We start from the raw sequence: 23,570 nt of genomic DNA, 5'->3' as shown, positions 1-23,570 counted from the left end.
AGGCATTATGAGTCAGAGAAGTATTCACGCTTTATTTAAGCCTAAGTCTATTGCTGTTATTGGCGCATCAAATACCGAAAAACGCGCTGGTCGCGTATTGATGAAGAACTTATTGGGTAGCGGATTTTCTGGCCCAATTATGCCAGTTACACCTAAATATGACTCAGTCATGGGTGTACTTGCCTACCCCAATATTGAATCATTGCCCATCAAACCTGATTTAGCCATTATCTGTACTCGAGCAAGTCGAGTACCAAGTATTGTAGAAACCTTAGCCCAGTTTGGTTGTAAAGTGGTCATCATCATGGCATCAGGTATGGCTAATGAATTTGATGAGAACGGGGTTAGTTTATTAAGTCTGACTCAGCAGCATGCTAAACGCTTTGGCATGCGCATTTTAGGCTCCAACAGCTTGGGGATGATCATCCCTCCTATTGGGCTGAATGCCAGTTTGGCCCATAGTGGTGCTAAAAAAGGTAAAATTGCATTTGTTTCGCAATCGGCTGCTATTTGCACGACGGTATTAGATTGGGCTAACAATAAAGATATTGGATTTTCATCGTTTATTTCACTTGGTGATGCATCTGATATTGATTTTGATGAACTGCTTGATTATCTTGGCCGCGATAGCAGCACAAGTGCCATCATGCTTTACATCGACTCCATTAATGAAAAGCGGCACTTTCTTTCAGCTGCAAGAGCTGCAGCCCGCAATAAACCCATATTTGTAATTAAATCAGGCCGTAGTCAAGAAGGTATAAAAGCTGCCATGCTCCATACAGGTGGGATTGGTGGTAATGATGCTGTTTACGAAGCTGCGTTTAAACGTGCAGGTATGCTGCGAGTTAATGATTTAATTGAGCTATTTGCAGCGGTTGAAAGTTTAGCTCACTCGACGCCTTTAAAAGGCGAACGGGTCGCAATTATCAGTAATGGCGGCGGCCCCGCAGTGCTTGCCGCAGATGAGTTAATTATAAAAGGCGGTAAGTTAGCTCAATTATCAGAAGAAACTATAAATAAACTCAATCAAATTTTACCAAGCACTTGGTCAGGTCAAAACCCAATCGATATTGTCGGTGATGCCAATAGTGAGCGCTATACCAAAGCTTTGAATATCTTGATGGACAGCCAAGAAATGGATGCCATTTTAGTACTCCATTCACCTTCGGCATTGGAAGAAAGTGATGAAATAGCCCAAAGCTTAGTACAAGCAATTAAAGCACACCCTAATCGAAATCGGTTAAATATCTTAACCAACTGGAGCGGCGAGAATTCAGCTTACGCAGCAAGAAAGTTATTTAACAAAGCCGTCATCCCAACATATCGGACGCCAGAAGGCGCAGTAAAAGCCTTTATGCATATGGTGGAATACCGCCGTAATCAGAGACTACTTCAAGAAGTACCACAATCCATACCAGATAATATCCCTACAGACACAATAAGTGCACGTGCTTTATTACAGAAAGCCCAAAATGAACAACGCTTTATTTTAGAAACCCATGAAACACGGGATATCTTAAAAGCGTATGGCTTGAATACTATTCAAACCTGTTTTGCTAAAACTGCCGACGAAGCAATAAAACTTGCTAATAAGGTCGGTTACCCTGTGGCACTTAAAGTTCAATCACCAGACTTAATGTATAAATCAGATGCCCATGGAGTCATGCTTAACCTGACTAATGATGATGAAGTGCAGCAAGCTGCCCATTCCATTACAAGTCGAGTCAAAGAAATTAATCCAGATGCTAAAATTGACGGCATGATTGTGCAAAAAATGGCTCTAACCGCTGGCGCACAAGAAGTGCGCGTTTCAGTCATTAATGACCCAGTATTTGGCCCAGCCATTTGCTTAGGTGAAGGAGGTTCAGAATGGGATCCAACTCGGGATGCTGCAGTTGCCCTACCGCCTTTAAATATGACCCTAGCAAGATACATGGTTATTCAAGCCTTAAAAGCAAATAAGCTACGAGACAGACATTTGCCTCTTGGTTTAGACATGAACGCATTGTGTATCATGTTAACCCAGATATCTCATTTGATTATTGATTGCCCTGAAATTGCTTCACTTGATTTAAACCCAGTATTAGCAGCAGGCGAAACAATTACCTTGTTAGATGTCAATATGAAGTTAAATCAGCAAGATATCGATCCAAAAACGCGTTTAGCGATCATGCCTTATCCTAAAGAGTTAGAGCAAACAGCCACTTTGAAAAATGGCATTGAGGTCATGTTAAGACCTATATTGCCTGAAGATGAGCCAAAACATTTAGCGTTCGATAATTCACTCAGTGATGAAGATAGATATAAGCGTTATTTTGGTGTTCGCTCCCGTATGACCCACGAAGAAATGGCGGTACTCACTCAAATCGATTTTGCCCGCGAAATGGCATTCATTGCCACTGCAGTCGATGATAATGGTGAATCCATTACCCTTGGGGCTGTAAGAGCATCAACTGATCCCGATAACACTGAAGCTGAGTTTGCAATGGCTGTTCGTGGTGATTACCAAGGCATTGGATTAGGTAAACTGCTATTAGAAAAACTGGTTAATTATTATAAAACCACAGATACACCAATACTTGCAGGCTTCACCATGTTCGAAAATCGTAGCATGGCAAATTTGGCTAAAAACCTCGGCTTTGCGGTATCATTTGATATGGAAGAACATTTGATCAAAATGCACATGGACTTACCCACCTCAAAAGCGGCATCTAAAGATTAAGGCTTTATTGAGCAAAGATATCAAGAGTGAACATTTGATGGTCACGGCTTTGAATGGTTAGTCTGAAAAGCAGATCCTCAGAACCAACCGCTTGTAACTGTAAACAAAAAAAAGCTAAGGAAATCATCCTTAGCTTTTTTAATGGCAAGATTTGATAAATTAGCAAGGGTCAAGACAGTAAGCTGTCACTAATGACATAACTGATTACCTACACAATTGATTGCTAACCTTTGACGCAGTTTCTTCCAGAAGACTTAGCTTGGTATAACATATCATCAGCACGTTTTAATAATGTCTCAGAGTCATCGCCAGGTTGGATATTAGCAAGCCCAATAGACACGGTTATATTACCTAATTGCTGTTTCTTTTCTTTACCTATTGTCAGCTGCCTAGCAGCAATACGTTCACGAATATTTTCTGCCACTGTGAAAGCATCTTTAAATTCTGTATTTGGCAATAAAACGACAAACTCTTCACCACCATATCGTGCAACAAAGTCATTGCCTTTAACCGATTGCTTTAAAGCAAACCCAACAAACGCTAATACTTTATCACCCACTAGGTGACCATGGGTGTCATTGAAAGCTTTAAAATGATCGATATCAATCATTAACAAGCAACAAGGTATTTGATTTTGGGTAAATAGGCTAACTTGTTCAGTCGAGAAAATTTCATAGGCTCGGCGATTATTTAAAGAAGTGAGTTCATCTGTCATGGCCACTTTACTGAGATTATCCATTTCTCCTTTCAGTTGGCTTAGCTCATCGCCTAAAGTTTCAATATCATTTTTCATTGATTGATTGTTGGCGATAACTTTTTCAACTTCAGCACTAATATTAACCACCAGTTCATTTAACGTTTGAGGATTAGCTCCAGATTGTAATTCGTCAGTAAAGTGAGATAAATTATTAGAAAAGTCATCAGTACCTGTTGAAAACTGACTGATTTTATTGACTAAACTATTAATTAAAATTTGGGTCTCAATTTGAACATTCTCAATCACTTCGGGCGACTGTTCTTGAATAAAATTATTATATAAACCTTGATTAACAGAAGCTGTAAACTCAACTTCATTCGCGAGTAAACCGTCTATGGCACGCTTTAGACCTAAATTAGTCTCAGAATAATACTGATACCAAATAGCATAATTTTCGGGCGTAACAGGAATGTTTAACGCTGACATTTGCGGAACAGCCATGCGTAAAATATGAGCGGAATTTTCTAAATTTGTATTCAATTGAACATCCTATGTCATCAAAAATATGTTACTGAAAAATCCAAGATGCCAGCTTAATAATAAATAAGGCAAATTTCTGTAGATTTATCCTGTTCTACACATGAAAAGTATACTGTATTAGTTTATTTAAAATATTAATTTAAGCAATGGTGTTTGAAAATACTTACTGAAAAACATTGAAAACAAAAAGGTTTTTATCAAAATGATCTATTTAAAAATAGAGTTTACATTCTAAAATTAAAAAATAATTATAAAAATAAAACCCTTTTTCAAATCAGAGCCGTTTATAACTATAACAACGCAATCAAACACAAGTATTACATTAGCACTTTAGAAGCGAGAATCCATATGAAAAAAAGTCTAAACAGCACATTAAAAAACCTATTCAAGATGTCAGCAATTGGATTGATTGCCACGCTGTCATTTTCATCAGCGGCCACAAGCCCCGTGCCTAATCAATTTGAGCGCCCTAGCATGATTAAAAGTCATTCATTTACGCAAGAGAGTTATCAAGAAATTGAACAAGCAAAGATGTTTCCTAAGCCAACAGAAAATCAAGTACAACATATTTTATCGCTGACTAAACGAGATGATGAAACAAATTACAAAGTCGAAATTCAAATCGGTCAAAATAAGATGGTGGATTGTAACCAGCACAGATTGATGGGCTCTGTAGAAAAACTGAGCCTACAAGGCTGGGGATACAGCTATTACTCAGTGGATAAAATGACAGACGGCCCAAGTACAATGATGATGTGCCGTGATCCTAAAACAATAAAGTTTGTCACATTAGGTGACAGTATCACTATCGATTACGATAGCCGTTTACCTAAGGTTTTTTATCTACCAGAAGGTGCTGAGCTGCGCTATCGTGTATGGGAAGTAAAAGGGGCTTTTGAATACTCAGGGCAATAAAATGGCACTACTAAGCTGAGTAAACAACTGCACTAGTCAAGGTAAATAAAGAGTATGACTTAATATCGTTTGACTCGAACCACTTGCATCACTTCAATGGCAAAGCCAGCAACTGTTTCTTCATCTGCATAATAGATGAGACTGACTAACTGATCTTTAAGCGACTTATATTTCTTAGGTCGCTTAAATTTAAAGGGCACATCATAGCCGTCAATCATTAATGTATGAAGAACCCACTCATCCTTTTCTCTTTGGGTGTGAGAGATGACTTTAATACCTTCCAAATGGTTAAGTTTTTCATGCTTATTGAGTAAGCCTTCAACCGCTTTATTTTTCACTATAACCTGCCCCATTATCAATATAATTAATAATATCTTGGTATCGATATTCACTACAATAACCAAAACCAGCTAGCTGCTTAACACGAGTACGAGCAAAAATGGGAACCGTCATGCCAGCAAGAAACTTTGCTTGTACTAAAACCGACACAGCTTCGAATCCTTTAGACTGCATATGCTGAATGAAACCATCTAAGTACTGTTTGATATTGATTTGAGACTCAATCGGCACGATAGATTTTTGTGGCAAAATAGCTGGATAACCACGGCATACACTGCAATGGCCACATTGCTTTGGCGCGGCTTTATCATCAAAATATCTTGCCAGTCTTGAAGTGATACACGTTGGTGACTCAAAAAATGCCAATAACTGATTTAGACGAGCGATTTCTTTAACTTCATTACTTTGAAAGTAATTTGATAGATGTTCAACAAGGTCTTGTTGAACTAATAGCGCAGGATTAACATCGAACACTTGGGTGATTTTTTTGGTTTCTAATAAAATCATTTGTTTGTCTGCAAGATATTCAAGTGCAGCAACCACCCGCTGCCTTTGAGCTCCATACTGCTGAAACAAGCTATCAAAGTCCAATTGTCCCCAAATTTTCTTAAATTGAGTATGTTCAAAAATTTGATTTAAAAAAGTCTGCCTTTGCTCATCAAAACTCGCAAGCACTTGATGCTTATCAACCAGAAATTGATATTTAAATTCTGCGAAATAGGCAAAACTGGGTTTTACGACCTTGGCTAATTCAAGCTGGACTAATAAAGTTTTAAGCGGCAGTAATTTGATATTACAACTACTTGAAATAGCAGATTCTTGCATCTCCCATCGACCATTATCTACTTCGACGCTGATATGTTGTATTAATTTGGTAATGGCACTCGGTTCTGGTGTATCACCGTAAACAAAATTCTCGATGGTACTGAGCCCATCTTTATTGGCTAAGGTTACACAATGGGATAATTGGTTATCGCGCCCTGCACGACCGATCTCTTGGCTGTAATTTTCAATCGATTTGGGTAAATCATAATGGATTACAAAACGAATATTACTTTTATCAATCCCCATACCAAAGGCGATAGTAGCGACAATCACATTAATCTCATCAGCCATAAAGCGATTTTGAATCCCATTACGCATATCAGACTCAAGACCAGCGTGATAAGCCGTACATCTGATCCCTTGAGAGTTTAAAAATTGAGCAACTTCTTCCGCCGTTTTTTGTAATGTGACATAGATAATCCCTGCGCCATTCTCTACAACATTGTGTTGGTGAACTTTTTCTAGCAAGGCAGCGTTTTTTTCGGTTTCTAAAACCGGTAGTACACTAATATCAAGGTTAGAACGATAAAATCCTGTTTGAACCACTTGCTGAGGCAAAATATTGAAGCGTTCGGCCATATCTTGCTTCACTTTTGCCGTAGCTGTGGCAGTAAGCAGTAACACTTGAGGTATGGCGAACTCTTGACAATAAACAGGGATTTTTAAATAGTCAGGCCTGAAGTTATGACCCCACTCTGAAATACAGTGCGCTTCATCAACCACTAACAGGGAGATACTGATTGAAGATAGAAACTGTCTAAAGCGCTCATTCTTAAAACGCTCCACAGACACCATAAGTATTTTTGTCTGACCGCTTCGCACATCCCGCATGACTTGCTGACTTTGATCATATGTTAAGTTTGAGTCAATACTGGCAGCATGAATCCCTTTGCTATTAAGAAATGCAATTTGATCTTTCATCAATGCCAGCAAAGGAGACACTACTAAAGTGACATTAGCTAGTTGTAATGCACTAAATTGATAGCATAAAGATTTTCCTGAACCTGTTGGGAAAATAGCTAAAGACGAATGTCCAGATAAGATGTGTTCAATGACTGCTTGCTGGCCTTCTCGAAATTGTTCAAAGCCAAACTGTTGCTTTAATCTTTGTTGTAAAGAAGCCGATAGCTCAGATATATTGACTGGTGAATGCCCTGTAGGAGTTAACATGCCGATGCCTTTATTGATTGAAAGCAGTCGAACGTTACGACTTACGAGCAATATATTGATTGATCAGGAGAGTAAGTTTATCTTCGAAGCTTTCTTGTACTTGCTCAAGATCATCACCTAAACGCGCTAGATACTTGGCAGCTTGCTCACGAGTTAACATCTTGTTGGCAAGACAATAAGCCATTTCATCTAACTGTTTGTTAAATCTTGGTTCAAGAAACCATTGGCAGCTATCTGTATCGAATGCAGCTAAAGCTTGCTGCGCAAGGTTACAGAACGTTTCAATGTGGTCTGTACCATCAGGCCCTAAACAACCAGGTTCAAGTCGGTAAAGAACAATTAATTTATTATCAAACATACTAAGCGCGCATCCTATGCGTAAACAGTTGAGCTAATTTACAAACTTTCCTAAAGGGGTACATCACCTGAAGCAGAATTAAGCTTCATTAGCTTTTATCATAGCCTGTTTGAACTTATCAATATAGTTTTCAATCGGCACTATGTCTTCTTTTAAACGCCTATTTCGGCCTAGTAGAGAAGACTCTACAAATAAATCAAACCAAGTGGATAATGCTTCACCGTTTTTAGGTTCATTAATAGCACTAAAGGCCAATGCTGCTACTTCCGCTGTAGATAATTGGAAGTCATGACTGCCCTTTCTTAGCTCATAAGTTGCTAACGTTTCTGGATTAAATGATAACAAAGGCAATTCATGAAGATATGGGCTTTTACGAAACATTTTAATTGCTTGTCGCCAACTGCCATCTAAAAGAATCAATAATGGGATCTTTTTATTTTTTGTAGTGTCACTATTAATTTCTAACTTGTCGCATTCTACTGCGTGAGTAACTTGATCAATATGCTCAACCACTAACTGACCTTCTTGAGCATATTGAGCAGGAAAGATTAATAATGGTTGATATTGCGGGTCATTAATCATTTCTACCATTTGCTTATTGGGCTCTATACGAGACCATAAAAAAGCACTGGTGTTAGGCACAGTATCTGCAATTAATCGACCACTGTTAGTCGGTTTAAGCACTTCATCATCATACATTATCAGCATAAAATTAGCCGAAGTATTAAGGTATTGTCTGTGTTCACAAGTACAAAATAGCTCGCCTAACAAACACCAAGGGCAACGAATTAGCTTCATTCCTCTTGCTGCAAATGGCTTTGTTGAAATGGACTTTCTATATTGATAAAGACGATGAACAGCGTGTTGCTGCTCTGAAGGTAACGCCAACATGATGGATTCTCTATCTAACTCAATGCTTTATTAAGGAGGAATGATATAACGCTAATAAAATGTTACTAAAAATTATTAGGCCAACACATAAATATAAGCAAATTTTAGCTCATCGATCATGTGTTAACCTTCAAAATAATTCATCACTTAGAAGTATCTAAGCTAATGTAGATTAAACTATAGGATTCTACGTAGTAAGAAATCAGCTTTTAAGCGCTTTATTCTAGTCATAATTTTTTTCACAGGAACTGGATACTTCTGTAAAGTTTCTATTTGACTGTAATGAAATAGCTTTTCGGTATGAGTTAAAATGAGAGATTGCTCAGCTTCAAAATTTTCTTTCCATGCACCGCTTTCATCATGAAGCAGTAAGCCATTTTCTAAATCTAATGCCCAAGCACGCGGGTTTAAGTTTGAACCGGTAATAAGATGCTTACGACCGTCTGCGCTAATCCCTTTTAAATGGTAACTATTGATACCATTTTTCCAAAGGTGAATCCGTAACTGACCATTCTCTACCGCCCACTGCTGACGCTTAACAAACTTACGCAAAGACTGCTCATACATATAAGGCAGTGCGCCAATCGTTGAGAATTCTTTTTCAGGTGGAATATAAAAGTCATTTGCAGTTTTATCGCCTACGACAATATCAATACTTTTACCGTTACGTAGATGACGAGTTAGTGCACGTACTAAGGCATTAGGCGGGTTAAAGTAAGGAGTGCAAATGAATAATGATTCTTTTGATTCATCAACTAACTTAACAACAACTTCATTCAGCTTGTTCTTTTTACGGCCTAAGCCTACAAGCGGAGTAACGCGATTTCCAATACGAGTACTTTCAAACTCATATTTAGAACGGCCTAAACGAGTTTTAAAAGTACGGATATCATTCTTTTCAGGACATTGTTCAGTTTTACTATCTTGAGTTAAAGAACAAACTGCAGGATCACTAACGAGAAACTGATGAATATATGCAATCATACTTCTTGCAAGTTCAGCAGATTCAATCAAATGATAGCGATCAAAACGATATTTCTCGAATTGTTGGAAGTAAATATTATTAATACTAGCGCCACTGAAAATCACAGCATCATCAATAATAAAGCCTTTAAGGTGCAAAACCCCCATAAACTCGCGAGACTTAACCGGAACGCCCAAGATTTCAAACGGGACTTCTGCATCAGCCATAGCTTTACGGTACATAATATAATTACCGCTATCACCTTTATGACCAATCAGTCCACGTCGTGCACGATGATAATCGACTAACACGACTATGTTTAATTCAGGGTTGGCTGCCTTAGCGGCTAATAACGCATTTAATACTTCGCGCCCTGCTTCATCATCTTCTAAATACAAAGCAGCAATATAGATCGCATTTTGCGCATTGGCGATGCGTGTGAGCAATTCAGTCTTGAACTGAATCGGATCTAATAACCATTTTAATGATTCGGCTTGTAATGCGATACCACCTAGCTTGTCCAGCAAGGCAACCTCCTTAAATGTTTCTCAATGCATTCCATTGAGTTCGACGTTATAGCTGATTGATGTAACGTTTAAGATTTAGTTGATAAGCCTATTTTTAATAGGCAAATAAAGTTTAAAATGACTAAATCTATCAATTGGCTGTTTTTAAACGTCGCAATAACTGATTAACAAAATATTTGGAAATAGAAATTACCGACTTAACCGCTTTCGAGCAAGGTTTTTCTTAACTTAAACACTCGTTTGGTTAGTTTATGAGAAACAATTAATATATTTGGGATCAAACTCTAACGAATTACTCACGAAAAAGACCAGTTATTTACAGTTAAAATAGCGTTAAATCGACTACAAACGAAGATGTTTAATGTAAACGAAAGATAAATGGCGTATTTTAACTTTACCTTTATTGATTGTACTTTTTTAATTATGTCTTTTCTCTGTCGGGCCTTATCCGTACCACTCATTTTAGTGACATTAAGTATTCCTGCAATCGCTGATGACTATCTTGCAAGCATGATGGATATCATTAGCCCACCGCAGTCTCAAATTTCAGTGAGTATTTGGGATGTTGAAACTAAGCAAACTATCTACAGTCTTAACGATAATACTTTGATGTTGCCTGCGAGTATTCAAAAAGTGATTACAGCAGTAGCAGCGAGTCATCAACTGGGTAAGGACTTTCATTATCAAACTGAGCTAAGTTACGACGGTAGAATCAGCAACAATATCCTAGAAGGTAACCTATATATCCATTTTCAGGGTGATCCGACTCTTAAACGAAAACACCTTAGTGCACTCATCAGTAAGCTAAAACAACAAGATATTAATCAAATAACGGGTTCAGTGCTCTTAGTTGCAGATGAATCTAAACAAATACGTGCACCTGGCTGGGCATGGGACGATCTAGGCATTTGTTACGCGGCGCCTGTATCAAATTACATTATTGATAGAAACTGCGTTAAAACGACGTTGAAGCCCACCAAAGAAGCATCGTCAGTCTCGATTAAATCTATATATCCCATTACTATGACTTCTACGGCTGAATTTGATTCAAGCATTGATGTAAAAGATGCACAAAAGCATTTTTGTGAACTACATATGCAACGTTTTGATAATAATCACTATGAAATTGATGGTTGTTACCCTGGTAATAAGTCAATTCGATTAGCTATTGCTGTAAATGATCCCAGTTTATATAGCAAAAACGTTGTTGCTGACTTATTAACTGAAAACGATATCAGCTATCAAGCAATATCTATAAGTTCAAACAAGAATCTTCCCCGATCTGTCGACACAACTCATAATGGACACACAGTTATAGCTACACATGAATCAGAGCACTTACCGGCGCTACTTAAAACCATGTTGCAAAAGTCAGATAATTTAATCGCTGACAGTTTATTAAAACAGATAGGGAAAGAATATTTTCATCAATCTAAGCAAGCAATTAATGGCCAGCAGCAAGACGGTTTTGCTGTAGGAGCAAAAGCCATTGAACACATTATGTTAGCATTAGGCTTACCATTTATAGAGGCTAATATTGTCGATGGTTCAGGGTTATCTCGTTATAATTTGATGACTGCGCATCAAATGATGAGCTTATTACAGTTAATTAAAAACGATAAAGACCTACAGTATATTGAAACGCTACTTCCCGTGTCAGGACAGTCCGGCACGCTGCGTTATAAAAAGTACTTTAATCAAGCACCATTAAAAAATGAAGTGGCTGCTAAAACAGGCACGATGATGGGAGTCGAAAACCTTGTAGGCTATCTTAATGCAGATAATGGAAAACAATATGCATTTGTTATTATCGAAAATGGTTTAAGCCCTAAAGCTAAAAAATCCAGGCTAGCGCCCTTTAGTGCATTACTACTGCAAACATTAAACGAGTTACCATAAGCCACTTTTAAAATTACCTCAAAATACAAGCCTGATTAATCAATAAAGCACTGTTAATAAAAAAGCACTTTGTATTCACAAAGTGCTTATTTTATTTTTTTTAGCGCTGTTTAATTAGAATAAATCTATAGGCATAGCCATGATAGAGTCATCGCCTTGACTAACTTGTGCAATATGGAAGTCCGCCTTAGGCAATACTTTATCCATGTAGAACTTGGCAACATATTGTTTTTGCGTTGCAAAGTCTTGGTCTTCATGACCGTGAGCACGCTCAGCCATTAATAATGAATAATAACCGTAGAGGATATAACCAAAGGCATCTAAGAAATCGACAGCACTTGAGTTGATTAACGCAGGTTGAGATAACTTGTGCTCATTAATGTGATTAGCAATCGTTAGTAAATTATCAAAACGTAAACTGATCGCTTTCTTGTCCGCTTCTGAAACATGCTCAAGGCTCGATAATTCAGTATTGATTTCAGCGACAAAGCTTGTCAGCGTTGCAACATTATCACCAGTAACTTTACGACCTAAAAAGTCGATGGCCTGAATACCATTAGTACCTTCATAGATTTGCGCGATACGTGTATCACGGACAAATTGCTCTATACCTGTTTCGCGAATATAACCATGACCACCAAAGACTTGCTGTGCCATAATCGTTGAATCTAAACCACGATCTGTTAAAAAGGCTTTCGATACTGGCGTGAGTAAACCTACATATTTAGCCGCTTTGGCTTTGACATCGCCTTCACCATGTTTCGCTAAGTCCAGCTGTTTACCTGTAAATACAGATAATGCACGACCTGCATCTGTTATAGATTTAATGGTTAGTAACATACGGCGCACATCACCATGGACGATAATTGGATCTGCACTGGCGCCTGTTGGTGAACCACCAGCTGCAACTCCTTGGACACGTTCTTTAGCGTAGTCAGCAGCCATTTGGTATGCACCTTGTGCACTACCCAGGCCTTGAATGCCAATTGCTAGCCGTTCGTAGTTCATCATAGTAAACATACACACTAAACCACGATCAACGCGGCCAACTAAGAAGCCTTTAGCATTATCGTAGTTCATTACACATGTCGCTGACGCTTTAAGGCCCATTTTATGTTCTATTGAACCGACGGTTACGCCATTAGCTTCTCCCAATGTACCATCATCATTTACACTTATTTTTGGCACTAAAAATAATGAAATACCGCTAGAATTTGGAAGCTTGGCTAATACAAGGTGAATAACATTTTCTGTTAAATCATGATCGCCACCAGTAATAAAAATTTTACTACCAGAAATGAGGTAACTTCCGTCATTTTGTGGCTCGGCTTTGGTGCGGATATTACGCAAATCTGAACCAGCTTGAGGTTCAGTCATGTCCATTGCGCCAGACCATTGGCCTGAATATAAATTAGGTAAATATTTTTCTTTTAATTCATCTGTTGCGTGGGCATTAATGCATAACGCTGCCCCAGCGGTTAATGAGCTGTATAAAGTGAACGAGTTACATGCGCTGTAATTCATTTCATCAACTAATACACCCAACATTTTCGGCATTCCCATGCCACCAAAATCAGGCTCACCACACAACCCAACCCAACCACCTTCTGAAAATTGTTGATAAGTCTCTTTAAAACCATCAGGCGTAATGACCTTACCACCCACATGCCTAACTTCTTGTTCATCACCATTTCGGTTAATAGGTTGAATTAGGTCACGGCTAATCTTGCTCGCTTCATCTAAAATAGCGACTGCGGTGTCCATATCGACCATTTCAGCCATATTAGGCATGCTTTGCCAAGTGTTAGTGGCATCAAAAACATTTTCTAGTAGAAACTGCATGTCTTTCAAAGGAGCTTGGTAAGGGTTCATATAAGACTCTTAAACAGATAATTAAAACAGTTGTTTCAATTTATACAAAAGTCATGTTAAACACAAGTTGATTCTGCATTTAAAATAGATAAAAAGTATAAAATTTCAATCTAGATATTGAAGTTCTGCAGATAATAAAATTTAGCTTACAAGCCTTTAAATGCATGGGTTTTACTATGCTTCTCATTAAATTAATAACGACCTAAACTCCCTTTTGTTGCTTGAAAGCTTCACCTAATAAAGCAAAGTAATCTGCTATGCTTGCCATTATCAATTTACGATGTTCTAACGTGGGATATATCATTTCTGAAGCCGTATCTCTGTTCATCGTACCTGAAACTAAATATTGATTTTGAAGATAACCGTCAGACTCTATTGCAGCCTCAAATGCTCTAGCCATAAGTTCCGTGGGTTTCGAGAAATAGTAACTACCTTGCTGTTTATCAACTGAAATTGCATTAGTCACATATTGACTCGGCCTTTCACCATCGCCACTTAACAAAACTAATTTGAATAAAGCTGATAACTTATCATTCAGTGCATGAGGTTTAAGTAAAACATCTTTAAGCCATAGATCCGAAGCGCAGCTGTACTTTAAATTAAATGCTGACGCTTGATTGTCTCTTGTTCGTTGGCTGGAAATATCAAACGCTTTATCGACAATATAATGGTCAAAAGCGTGCCAAAACTCATGTGCCAAGGCGCCAGCTCCTGCATTTTTAGCTAATGCGAGCTCACGTGTTGTTGGTGAATAATGGGCTTGCACACCTTTTTGACCACCTCGTCCAAATAATAAATTGAGCGTTTTACGTAAACCTATTAGCTCGGTAGGCACTTGTAAGATTTGCGATAAATCCGCTAATGAATCAAACACTAGATTTGCTGCTATATCAGACTCTTCTCGGGTTACCCACTTTCCCACACTAATATGTCGCAAACCAAAGGTGTGCTTTATGTCAATAAAGTTTGCTTGTTGACCTTGTCGGTAATCAGCACCATTTCGATAATAGTTGGAATGTTTGAGCAAAGTGGCAGCCTAATATGAGTCTAAGAATTAATTACTACAAATAATTTAAATTGACGTGCTAATAAAAAAGCCTCTATATGAGGCTGTTTATAATGTTAACTTTACGCAGATGCGTTTATGATTATGAGTTACGGGTTACCACTTACCACATTAAATCATCTGGAATTGCATAATCAGCATAAGGATCATCAGCTTGTTCTACTTGATCAGAAGGGTTATTACTGGTTTCTTCCCATAAGTAACCGCACCATTGAGGAACAAGTAAATTAACGCGTTCGGCAAGTTTATGTGGTACTAGGTAACTCTTATCTTCATGGCGTACGATGCCTACAGCACCAGTTAACAGCTGGCCTTGAAGTTTTTCATCCACATAAATGGATAAAATTTTGTTGTCCATAGTGAAGTTAAATTTGATTTCAGCATCTTTTGGGATCTTGATAGCAAATTTAGTGAATTCAGTAATAAGCCCGCGTACTTGGCCTTTCTCACTAGCCTCAGCAAAACGTTTTTCGTTTAATGCACGATCTTTTTCAGCCTGCGCTAACTTTTGATCTGCAATTTGCTTTTTTAAATCAGCGCTACCGTCATCTACTTTTGACTTCTTTTGTTTACGCTTTTGAGTTTTTACATCTCGCGCTTTTTGCTTACTCGCAAGTCCTGCTTTAAGCAATTGCTCTTGCAATGCGTTTGCCATTTAAATCACCTTTAAAAATTACTAATACTATTTAGGCAAATGTTTAGCCAGTGCATCCATTGCAGCACCCGCTCCGCCTAATGACCAACCACCATCAACGGGTAATATGGTACCGGTTATATATGAAGCCATGTCTGATGCTAAAAATAAAGCTGCATTGGCAATGTCTTGTTTTTGACCATTACGTTTGAGCGGCACACTGCCTGCTATCATTGATTTTAATCCTTCACTCGGCGCTAAGCGATCAAAACCTTCTGTTTCTGCGATGGGACCAGGCACAATAGAGTTAACTCTAATACCATCAACGCCCCACTCTATCGCTAAAGTACGAGTTAACATATCGACTCCCGCCTTTGCAGCGCAAACATGGACTTGTAATGCCATAGGGACATAAGCTTGCGGCGCCGAAATTTGAATAACATTAGCGCTGGCCCCTTCACCTCTTTCTTTAATGCCTTTTATAAGTAAAGGATAAGCTTGCTTAATAACTTGAAAACTGCCAAGTAAATCAATATCCATAACTGATTTAAAACCATTAACAGATAAATCTTTAGCCCTCGCTGGAAAGTTTCCAGCTGCACCACTGACTAATACATCAATAAAACCAAATTCTGCCTCAATCGTAGCAAAACCCGAGGCCACCGCTTCAGGGTCCCTTACATCAAAACTGACACCTATATGCTTTCCTGATTCTCCAGAAAGCTTTAATGTATCAATTGCTGCATTAACTTTTTCAATACTACGACTGGCTACTGCTACATTGGCACCTTGATTAGCAAAGGCACAAGCGATGCCTAAGTTAATCCCACTGGTTCCACCAATTACAACTACGTTCTTTCCTTGAAAATCAAACATATTGCACTCCTGCATACTTTGTTGATAAACGGCATCTATATAAACAACAGCTATATAAACAGTAACGATAAATACAGCATTCGATGAACACGCGACCCATAACGTGATATTAATGGCACTGAGTCGCTTAAATTATTTCAACGAATTAACTATATGATGTAATGACGCAAGTGGATCTGCAGCTTTTGTGATCGGTCGCCCAATGACTAAATAATCAGAGCCAGCTGCAATTGCTTTTGGTGGTGTCATCACGCGGTGTTGATCGCCAACATCTGCGCCTACAGGTCGAATACCAGGGGTAATTAAGTTGAAATCTTTACCAAAGGTTGTTTTAAGCATTGTGGCTTCTTGAGCTGAACACACAACGCCGTCAAGTCCTGCTTGCTTTGTAAGAGATGCCAAACGTTTAACATGCTCTGATGCTGGTACGTTAATGCCAAGTAATGCAAGATCTTCATCACTCATTGACGTCAACACGGTCACAGCAATGAGTAATGGCGCATCATCACCGTATTTAGTTAAGGCATTTTTAGCTGCTTGCATCATGGCTAAACCGCCACTTGCATGTACGTTAGTCATCCAAACACCCAAATCAGCTGCTGCTGATACCGCTTTAGCTACAGTATTAGGAATATCGTGGAATTTTAAATCTAGAAATAAATCGAAATCACGGTCGTGAATATCTTTTACCAATTGAGGGCCAAATAAAGTAAACATTTCTTTGCCTACTTTTAAGCGACACATTGTCGGATCAAGTTTATCAATCAGTGATAGAGCCTCACTTTTATTGTCATAATCTAAGGCTACTACAATCGGTTTATCTGCCATGTTTACTCCGTAAGGTGTTAATTTACACACTACAATTTAATGACTGATTGCAGTGTATTTAATTTGCTTGTTTCTTATAAATTCTTATCGTGTAAAAGCCATGAGTAAGTGAACCTTGAGAAAATATAACTAAATCAATTGCAAGTGTTCAGTTTTATTCTCCATCAAGACCTTTGACTCTTTTAATGCTGCCCCATTCTTTACATGAAGGACAATGCCAATAAAGGCTATGAGCAGGAAATCCACATGAGCAACAACGATAACTCGGTCTAAATTTAATTTGTTGTTCAACTAATTTTTCAAGCATAGCCAGACTCTGTTTTGCTTGGCCATCTTCTGCTTGTTTGATATGTAGTTGCATTAAATGCTGAAAGCCTTTCATCGTCGGATGTCGATATAGATGATCTAACACCATTTTTTCAGCACTTTTTGTTTGCCCTTGCTCAATCTTATGTTGAGCAAGGGCGATGATAACACTCGCACCAGCACCGGACTCTAATGCTTGTTGTAGTAATGATTGATAACCATCTAAATCATTACTGTCACGGTAAACTTGTCGCGCAACGCCAATAGCGTCCGAAAATAATTCAATGTCAGCAAGCTTTAACTCAAGAAGTGCCTTTTTACATAAACTGACTTGCTCACTATCAAGATAGATTTTTGCCAGCGTTAACCAAGCGCGGCCACATTTATCATCTAGTTTAATACCTTGTTGTAGTAATTTGATTTTTTCTGCCGCATCAATTGCCTCGTCAGCAAGTTGGCAATGAAAGTGCGCCGTAATTGATTTGAGTGTTTGTTGACGTTTTCGGCTTAAACCTTTAGTGATATTAATGGCGTTTTGCCATTCTTTGGTGACTTGATAGATTGAAATTAATTGAGTTTCAGCTTCTTCACTGTGGTCATCTTGGCTTACTAAGTTTAAAAATATTTCTTCCGCTCTATCGTAAAAGCCAGCAGCTAAATAATCTTTGCCTAATTCCATCATAGCAATATCACGTTGCTCAGTGGTAAGGCTCGGTCTTGCAATAAGGTTTTGGTGAATGCGTATAGAGCGGTCAACTTCACCGCGTTTTCTAAATAGTGAGCCTAAAGATAAGTGTGTATCAATCGTTTCGTCGTCGACATCTAGCATGGTGATAAACAAATCGACGGCTTTGTCAGATTCGTTTGAAAGCAGAAAGTTAAGCCCAGTAAAATAGTCTCTACTGAGTTTTTTACTTTGCTGTTTTTGATTCTGTCGTATGCTTCTTCGTCCCATATACCAGCCATATCCGGCAGCTATAGGTAACAACAGAAAGAGGATCTCTAGCATATTACGCGGCGGTATCCTGTGCTGTTGAAGCTATTGGTTCTGCTACCTTGTCTGTTAACTGTGCAATGGTCTTATTTCTTTTTCTTAGCACCATTTTTAATTTAACAATGTAGTAAGCGGCAAATAACCAACTAATGATAAAGCCAGCTAAAAATACAACTGCAAGTACCACAGGTAATCGATACTGACCTTCAGCTACAAAATAACTGACTGTAACGATTTGCTCGTTCTTGGCACCGAATAGAAGAGCAAGAACAAAGAATAATCCGACAATAACAATGGCAATAAAAGATTTCACGTGCAGCTCCATTTTATCTGTGAAAGATAGGACCGAAATTTACCAATATAATGATTATCCAAGAATTTTAGTCAACTAACCAGCTTTGGTGAGCATTAGATACAAAAAAGCCTCCAAAAGGAGGCTTTTTAATCAAGCGTTAATCAATGATTAACCGCATCGACACGTTCACGCAGTTCTTTGCCAGGCTTAAAGTGCGGTACATATTTGCCTTCCAAGTCAACTGAGGTTCCAGTTTTTGGATTACGGCCTACACGTGGTGCACGGAAATGAAGTGAAAAACTACCAAAGCCACGGATCTCAATACGATCACCGCCTTCTAATGTTGTCGCCATTTGCTCTAACATTTCTTTAATAGCACTTTCCACTTCTTTCGCCGACAGCTGCGACTGCCTAGTGGCGAGTTTTTCGATCAGTTCGGATTTTGTCATCCTATACCCTCTATTATCAAGCCAAACACAGTCGCCTAATGGGAAACAAAGTTCGTTTCCCACACAACAGGCGATTTATTACTTACGAGCTGCTTTGAACGCTTCAGCCATTGCATTACTAATAACAGCATCATCTTGCTTGTTAATAGTTGCCATTGCTTCTTTCTCATCTGCTTCATCTTTCGCTTTGATAGATAAGCTGATAGAACGGTTCTTGCGATCTACGCCCATGAACTTAGATTCAACTTTGTCACCTACAGCGAATACTGTAGATGCGTCTTCGATACGCTCGCGAGAGATATCTGCAACGCGAAGGTAACCTTCAACAGTTTCAGCTAGTTCAATTGTAACGCCTTTAGCGTCAACAGCAGTAACTACACCATTTACAATAGTACCTTTCTTCTTGTCTGCCAAGTAGGCATTGAAAGGATCGTCTTCAGTTTGCTTAACGCCTAAGCTGATACGCTCACGCTCAGGGTCAACTGAAAGAACTACTGCATGGATTTCGTCACCTTTCTTGTACTCAGATACAGCGTCTTCGCCAGTACCGTTCCAAGAAATGTCAGATAAGTGAACAAGACCGTCGATGCCGCCGTCAAGACCAATGAAGATACCGAAGTCAGTGATAGACTTGATCTTACCAGAAACTTTATCGCCCTTGTTGAAACGAGTAGCGAAATCATCCCATGGATTAGTCTTACATTGTTTAAGACCTAGAGAAATACGACGACGTTCTTCATCGATGTCTAGAACTAGAACTTCAACTTCATCACCTAAGTTAACAACTTTAGATGGGTGGATGTTCTTGTTAGTCCAATCCATTTCAGAAACGTGAACAAGACCTTCAACGCCTTCTTCGATTTCAACGAAACAACCGTAGTCAGTTAGGTTAGTTACGCGACCAGTAAGACGTGTGCTTTCTGGGTAACGTTTGCTGATTTCTAACCATGGATCTTCGCCAAGTTGCTTAAGACCTAGTGATACGCGAGTACGCTCACGGTCATACTTAAGAACTTTAACGTTGATTTCGTCACCAACATTAACGATTTCAGATGGGTGCTTAACGCGCTTCCAAGCCATATCAGTGATATGTAGAAGACCGTCAACGCCACCTAAGTCTACGAATGCACCGTAGTCAGTAAGGTTCTTAACGATACCTTTAACTGCTTGACCTTCTTGAAGGTTCTCAAGAAGAGCATCACGCTCTGCACTGCTTTCTGATTCGATAACAGCACGACGAGAAACAACAACGTTGTTACGCTTCTGGTCAAGTTTGATAACTTTGAATTCTAATTCTTTGTACTCTAGGTGAGCAGTATCGCGAACTGGGCGAACGTCTACTAGAGAACCTGGTAAGAAGGCACGGATACCGTTTAATTCAACAGTGAAACCACCTTTAACTTTACCATTGATGATACCGATAACAGTTTCAGCATCTTCGTAAGCTTTTTCTAGAACAATCCAAGCTTCGTGACGTTTCGCTTTTTCACGAGATAATTGAGTTTCACCGAAACCGTCTTCAACAGAGTCAAGTGCAACATCAACTTCGTCGCCAACAGCGATTTCTAAAACACCTTGAGCGTTTTTGAATTCGTCAGCAGAAATTGGGCTTTCAGACTTAAGACCAGCGTCAACTAGTACAGTACCGTTTTCGATGCGTACAACTACACCGCGAACGATAGAACCAGGACGGAACTCAAGTTCATTTAGAGATTGTTCAAATAGATCAGCAAAAGATTCAGTCATTTTATGATTACTTTCTTTTATAAACCACCATCCATCCTAGATGTGGAGTCAATTAATTTATTTACATCATCCGTGATATAAATGTTGTTTCATAATTTCTCAGAATTAAGAAATTACGTTAAGTTTTTATTGATGTGCTCAAGCACAAGCTCAAGCACTTCATTAATGCCTATGCCACTAGTATCAATAACTAGCGCATCATCTGCAGGTACTAAAGGTGAGACTGAACGATTAATATCGCGGTCATCACGTTCAATGATTTCAGATAAAAGGCGATCGATATTAACATCGAAGCCCTTGTCCTGCAACTGTTTATAGCGTCTCTGCGCCCTTTCCTCAGCCGATGCGGTCAAGAAAATTTTGGCTGGCGCTTTAGGAAAAACGACAGTTCCCATATCACGTCCATCAGCGACCAAACCAGGTTCACTACTAAAAGCTCTCTGACGTCGAAGTAATGCTTCACGAACGCGTGGAAATGCTGCTATTTTTGATGCCGCATTACCACACTCTTGAGTGCGGATGCTTGTTGAAACATCTTCGCCTTCAAGAATCACTTTTACGAGATCTGTACCTGTTAAAAACTGCACATCTAAATGAGCGGCTAATAATGTAATAGCTTCTTCATTTTCTAATTCAACATTATGATGAATCGCAGCTAGGGCTAATACGCGATAGATAGCTCCGCTATCTAATAAGTGCCATTCTAGTTTTTGCGCAACTAGTTGACATATGGTCCCTTTCCCTGCACCGCTTGGTCCGTCGATTGTGACTACTGGAGCACGTTCAGACATAAATTCCTCCGAAAAAAAACAATCTTCCATGAAAGTAAAAAAGGTTCATCAAAATGAGCGCGCAGCATTGTATAATAATTTTGATCAAAAAACTGGAGTATTTTGTAAGTTCACTAAACAGATCAAAACAACGGCAGTATATTGACTGCCGTCATTTTTATGAAGAATGAAATCTTGCGAATTACTGAGCTAGGCGAGCAAACTCAGCAAAATAGCTTGGGAAAGTTTTAGAAGTACAATCTGGATCATTAATGGTGATCCCGCAGTCAGCAAAGGCCATCATAGAAAAACACATTGCCATACGATGGTCATTATAAGTATCAATTGCTGCGGTATTTAACACTGCTGGTGGAGTCACTGCGATGAAATCATGACCTTCTTCAACTGTTGCGCCAACCTTACGTAATTCGGTAGCCATAGCTGATAAACGATCGGTTTCTTTAATTCGCCAATTGTAAATATTTGTGATTCTGGTTGTTCCTTCCGCAAATAGCGCAGCAGTAGCAATTGTCATTGCCGCATCAGGAATATGGTTCATATCTAAGTCAACAGCAGTTAATTTTGCTTGTCTGGCAATAATATAATCATCGCCCCACTCAATATCCGCCCCCATTTTTTCTAGCACATCAGCAAATTTAACATCGCCTTGAATACTTAACTTACCTACACCAGTGACTTTAACTTCACCACCTTGGATGGCACCAGCCGCCAGAAAATATGATGCTGAAGAAGCATCACCTTCAACTAACACTTTACCAGGTGATACATATTGCTGACCGGTTTTAATTTCGAATCTACGATAGTCATGATTAATCACTTTCACACCGAACTGCGCCATTAAAGCAATGGTAATATCGATGTAAGGTTTAGAAACTAACTCACCTTTAATACTAATATTTACGGTATCTTTGGTTAAAGGGGCAACCATCAATAAAGCTGTCAAAAACTGACTTGATAAATCGCCTGCAATTTCTACTTCACCTCCACTAAGGCCATCGGCGTTAATTGTGAGCGGTGGAAACCCATCATTTTTTAAATAAGTGACATTCGCGCCAAGTTGTCTTAGTGAATCAACAAGATCTCCAATAGGTCTTTCTTCCATACGCGGCTCACCAGTTAAGGTGAACTCGCCTGAGCCTAATGTTAGTGCAGCACATAATGGTCGCATTGCCGTGCCTGCATTACCTAAAAATAACGTTTGAGCTTGTTCGGCGCTTAGAGGCTTACCTAATCCTTCAAGTTCACATACCGTATTGTTTTCAGATAACTGATAGTTCACACCAAGTTGTTTCAGTGATGCCAACATATAACGAATGTCATCTGAGTCTAGTAAGTTAGTTAACGTCGTTTTCCCTTTAGCAAGCGTCGCAAGGAGTAATGCTCGATTTGAAATACTCTTTGAGCCAGGAATATTAACCACACCGCTTACTTTTTTTACTGGTTCTAGACGCAATTTTTTCATTTGTGATTCTTCTTAAATATTTTCTAGCTAAACGCGAGAATGTCTGTAGTCAATAGATAACGACCAGGTTGTCAACTTATCTATACGATTAGTGCACTATTAGTTTGATTAATTATTCATGCCTACAAATTTACTGATTGCAGCCCATGATTCAAGGTAAATATGACATTTCTTCACTGTTTTTTAGCCAACTTGAATAAAATGAATGAAAAACAGTCGATTTAAAGACTTCTTGTCTATTACACCATCAGTTTTAGGTTAAAACTGTAAACTTGATAGTGGTAAAAATGAGGTTTTCAACGATATTGAAAAAAAGGCATTTCAATCAGCAATTAATCTACGTTACCCTTAAGTAAATCCTACTAACGCTGATTTATTAGCTGATTACAATATAAGGTCAACGG

The 23,570-nt window shown here is 38.8% G+C and carries 20 protein-coding genes; 3 read left to right on the top strand and 17 right to left on the bottom strand.

The window, feature by feature from the left end; all coding sequences use genetic code 11:
* The first annotated feature begins 7 nt into the window (after positions 1-7).
* Positions 8-2,722 carry an acetate--CoA ligase family protein gene (locus QPX86_RS10145; RefSeq protein ID WP_285165105.1) on the top strand — a complete coding sequence of 905 codons (2,715 nt, stop codon included), beginning with the start codon at positions 8-10 and terminating at the stop codon, positions 2,720-2,722.
* A gap of 223 nt (positions 2,723-2,945) precedes the next feature.
* Here QPX86_RS10145 and QPX86_RS10140 read toward each other — a convergent pair whose 3' ends face one another.
* Positions 2,946-3,920, bottom strand: coding sequence for a GGDEF domain-containing protein (locus tag QPX86_RS10140; RefSeq protein ID WP_285165159.1), 975 nt, complete (start codon positions 3,918-3,920; stop codon positions 2,946-2,948).
* 387 nt (positions 3,921-4,307) lie between these two features.
* Here QPX86_RS10140 and eco point away from each other — a divergent pair, with 387 nt between their 5' ends.
* Positions 4,308-4,874: a serine protease inhibitor ecotin gene (gene eco, locus QPX86_RS10135; protein WP_285165104.1), complete on the top strand. Its 567-nt coding sequence runs from the start codon at positions 4,308-4,310 to the stop codon at positions 4,872-4,874.
* A 59-nt stretch (positions 4,875-4,933) separates the two neighbouring features.
* Here the strand turns inward: eco and QPX86_RS10130 are convergent, their stop codons facing one another.
* The 5 genes from QPX86_RS10130 to pssA all read right to left on the bottom strand — a co-directional run bounded on the left by QPX86_RS10130 (position 4,934) and on the right by pssA (position 9,948).
* The gene (locus QPX86_RS10130) at positions 4,934-5,212 is read right to left on the bottom strand and encodes a hypothetical protein (RefSeq protein WP_220755429.1); all 279 of its coding nucleotides are present in this window, start codon (positions 5,210-5,212) and stop codon (positions 4,934-4,936) included.
* On the bottom strand, positions 5,202-7,208 hold the full coding sequence (locus tag QPX86_RS10125; RefSeq protein WP_285165102.1) for a RecQ family ATP-dependent DNA helicase: 2,007 nt from the start codon (positions 7,206-7,208) through the stop codon (positions 5,202-5,204). The genes QPX86_RS10130 and QPX86_RS10125 overlap by 11 nt, the downstream gene beginning before the upstream one ends.
* 34 nt (positions 7,209-7,242) lie before the next feature.
* Entirely contained in the window at positions 7,243-7,566 is a 324-nt protein-coding gene (locus tag QPX86_RS10120) for a hypothetical protein (RefSeq protein WP_285165101.1), read from the bottom strand.
* A gap of 78 nt (positions 7,567-7,644) precedes the next feature.
* Positions 7,645-8,457: a tRNA-uridine aminocarboxypropyltransferase gene (locus QPX86_RS10115; protein ID WP_285165100.1), complete on the bottom strand. Its 813-nt coding sequence runs from the start codon at positions 8,455-8,457 to the stop codon at positions 7,645-7,647.
* A gap of 177 nt (positions 8,458-8,634) precedes the next feature.
* Positions 8,635-9,948, bottom strand: a complete 1,314-nt coding sequence (pssA, locus tag QPX86_RS10110; RefSeq protein WP_285165099.1) for a CDP-diacylglycerol--serine O-phosphatidyltransferase — start codon at positions 9,946-9,948, stop codon at positions 8,635-8,637.
* A 378-nt stretch (positions 9,949-10,326) separates the two neighbouring features.
* Between pssA and dacB the strand changes: the two genes are divergently transcribed.
* Positions 10,327-11,847 (top strand): D-alanyl-D-alanine carboxypeptidase/D-alanyl-D-alanine endopeptidase, encoded by a 1,521-nt coding sequence (dacB, locus tag QPX86_RS10105; RefSeq protein WP_285165098.1) that lies wholly within the window; start codon positions 10,327-10,329, stop codon positions 11,845-11,847.
* Between the two features lie 114 nt (positions 11,848-11,961).
* Here dacB and QPX86_RS10100 read toward each other — a convergent pair whose 3' ends face one another.
* The 11 genes from QPX86_RS10100 to aroA all read right to left on the bottom strand — a co-directional run bounded on the left by QPX86_RS10100 (position 11,962) and on the right by aroA (position 23,166).
* The gene (locus QPX86_RS10100) at positions 11,962-13,719 is read right to left on the bottom strand and encodes an acyl-CoA dehydrogenase C-terminal domain-containing protein (RefSeq protein ID WP_285165097.1); all 1,758 of its coding nucleotides are present in this window, start codon (positions 13,717-13,719) and stop codon (positions 11,962-11,964) included.
* Between the two features lie 202 nt (positions 13,720-13,921).
* Positions 13,922-14,746 carry a CLCA_X family protein gene (locus QPX86_RS10095; RefSeq protein WP_285165096.1) on the bottom strand — a complete coding sequence of 275 codons (825 nt, stop codon included), beginning with the start codon at positions 14,744-14,746 and terminating at the stop codon, positions 13,922-13,924.
* Between the two features lie 142 nt (positions 14,747-14,888).
* Complete coding sequence (locus tag QPX86_RS10090) at positions 14,889-15,440, bottom strand: DUF2058 domain-containing protein (protein WP_220755422.1); 552 nt, start codon at positions 15,438-15,440, stop codon at positions 14,889-14,891.
* Between the two features lie 27 nt (positions 15,441-15,467).
* The gene (locus QPX86_RS10085) at positions 15,468-16,310 is read right to left on the bottom strand and encodes an SDR family oxidoreductase (protein WP_374758527.1); all 843 of its coding nucleotides are present in this window, start codon (positions 16,308-16,310) and stop codon (positions 15,468-15,470) included.
* A gap of 117 nt (positions 16,311-16,427) precedes the next feature.
* Positions 16,428-17,123, bottom strand: coding sequence for an orotidine-5'-phosphate decarboxylase (pyrF, locus tag QPX86_RS10080; RefSeq protein WP_285165095.1), 696 nt, complete (start codon positions 17,121-17,123; stop codon positions 16,428-16,430).
* A gap of 154 nt (positions 17,124-17,277) precedes the next feature.
* Positions 17,278-18,438 carry a lipopolysaccharide assembly protein LapB gene (gene lapB, locus QPX86_RS10075; RefSeq protein ID WP_220755419.1) on the bottom strand — a complete coding sequence of 387 codons (1,161 nt, stop codon included), beginning with the start codon at positions 18,436-18,438 and terminating at the stop codon, positions 17,278-17,280.
* Between the two features lies 1 nt (position 18,439).
* Positions 18,440-18,736 carry a LapA family protein gene (locus QPX86_RS10070; protein ID WP_220755418.1) on the bottom strand — a complete coding sequence of 99 codons (297 nt, stop codon included), beginning with the start codon at positions 18,734-18,736 and terminating at the stop codon, positions 18,440-18,442.
* A gap of 143 nt (positions 18,737-18,879) precedes the next feature.
* A complete protein-coding gene (gene ihfB, locus QPX86_RS10065) occupies positions 18,880-19,167 on the bottom strand; it encodes an integration host factor subunit beta (protein ID WP_153914705.1) in 288 nt (95 codons plus the stop codon).
* A 78-nt stretch (positions 19,168-19,245) separates the two neighbouring features.
* Positions 19,246-20,934 carry a 30S ribosomal protein S1 gene (rpsA, locus tag QPX86_RS10060; protein WP_259651398.1) on the bottom strand — a complete coding sequence of 563 codons (1,689 nt, stop codon included), beginning with the start codon at positions 20,932-20,934 and terminating at the stop codon, positions 19,246-19,248.
* Between the two features lie 92 nt (positions 20,935-21,026).
* Entirely contained in the window at positions 21,027-21,704 is a 678-nt protein-coding gene (gene cmk / locus QPX86_RS10055; RefSeq protein WP_220755417.1) for a (d)CMP kinase, read from the bottom strand.
* 181 nt (positions 21,705-21,885) lie between these two features.
* Complete coding sequence (gene aroA, locus QPX86_RS10050; RefSeq protein WP_220755416.1) at positions 21,886-23,166, bottom strand: 3-phosphoshikimate 1-carboxyvinyltransferase; 1,281 nt, start codon at positions 23,164-23,166, stop codon at positions 21,886-21,888.
* Positions 23,167-23,570 lie beyond the last annotated feature (404 nt).

The sequence above is a fragment of the Shewanella goraebulensis genome (assembly GCF_030252245.1).
Classification (GTDB): domain Bacteria; phylum Pseudomonadota; class Gammaproteobacteria; order Enterobacterales; family Shewanellaceae; genus Shewanella; species Shewanella goraebulensis.
Note: the sequence above shows the minus strand (reverse complement) of the source record. Positions and strands in the feature narration are given on the sequence as shown.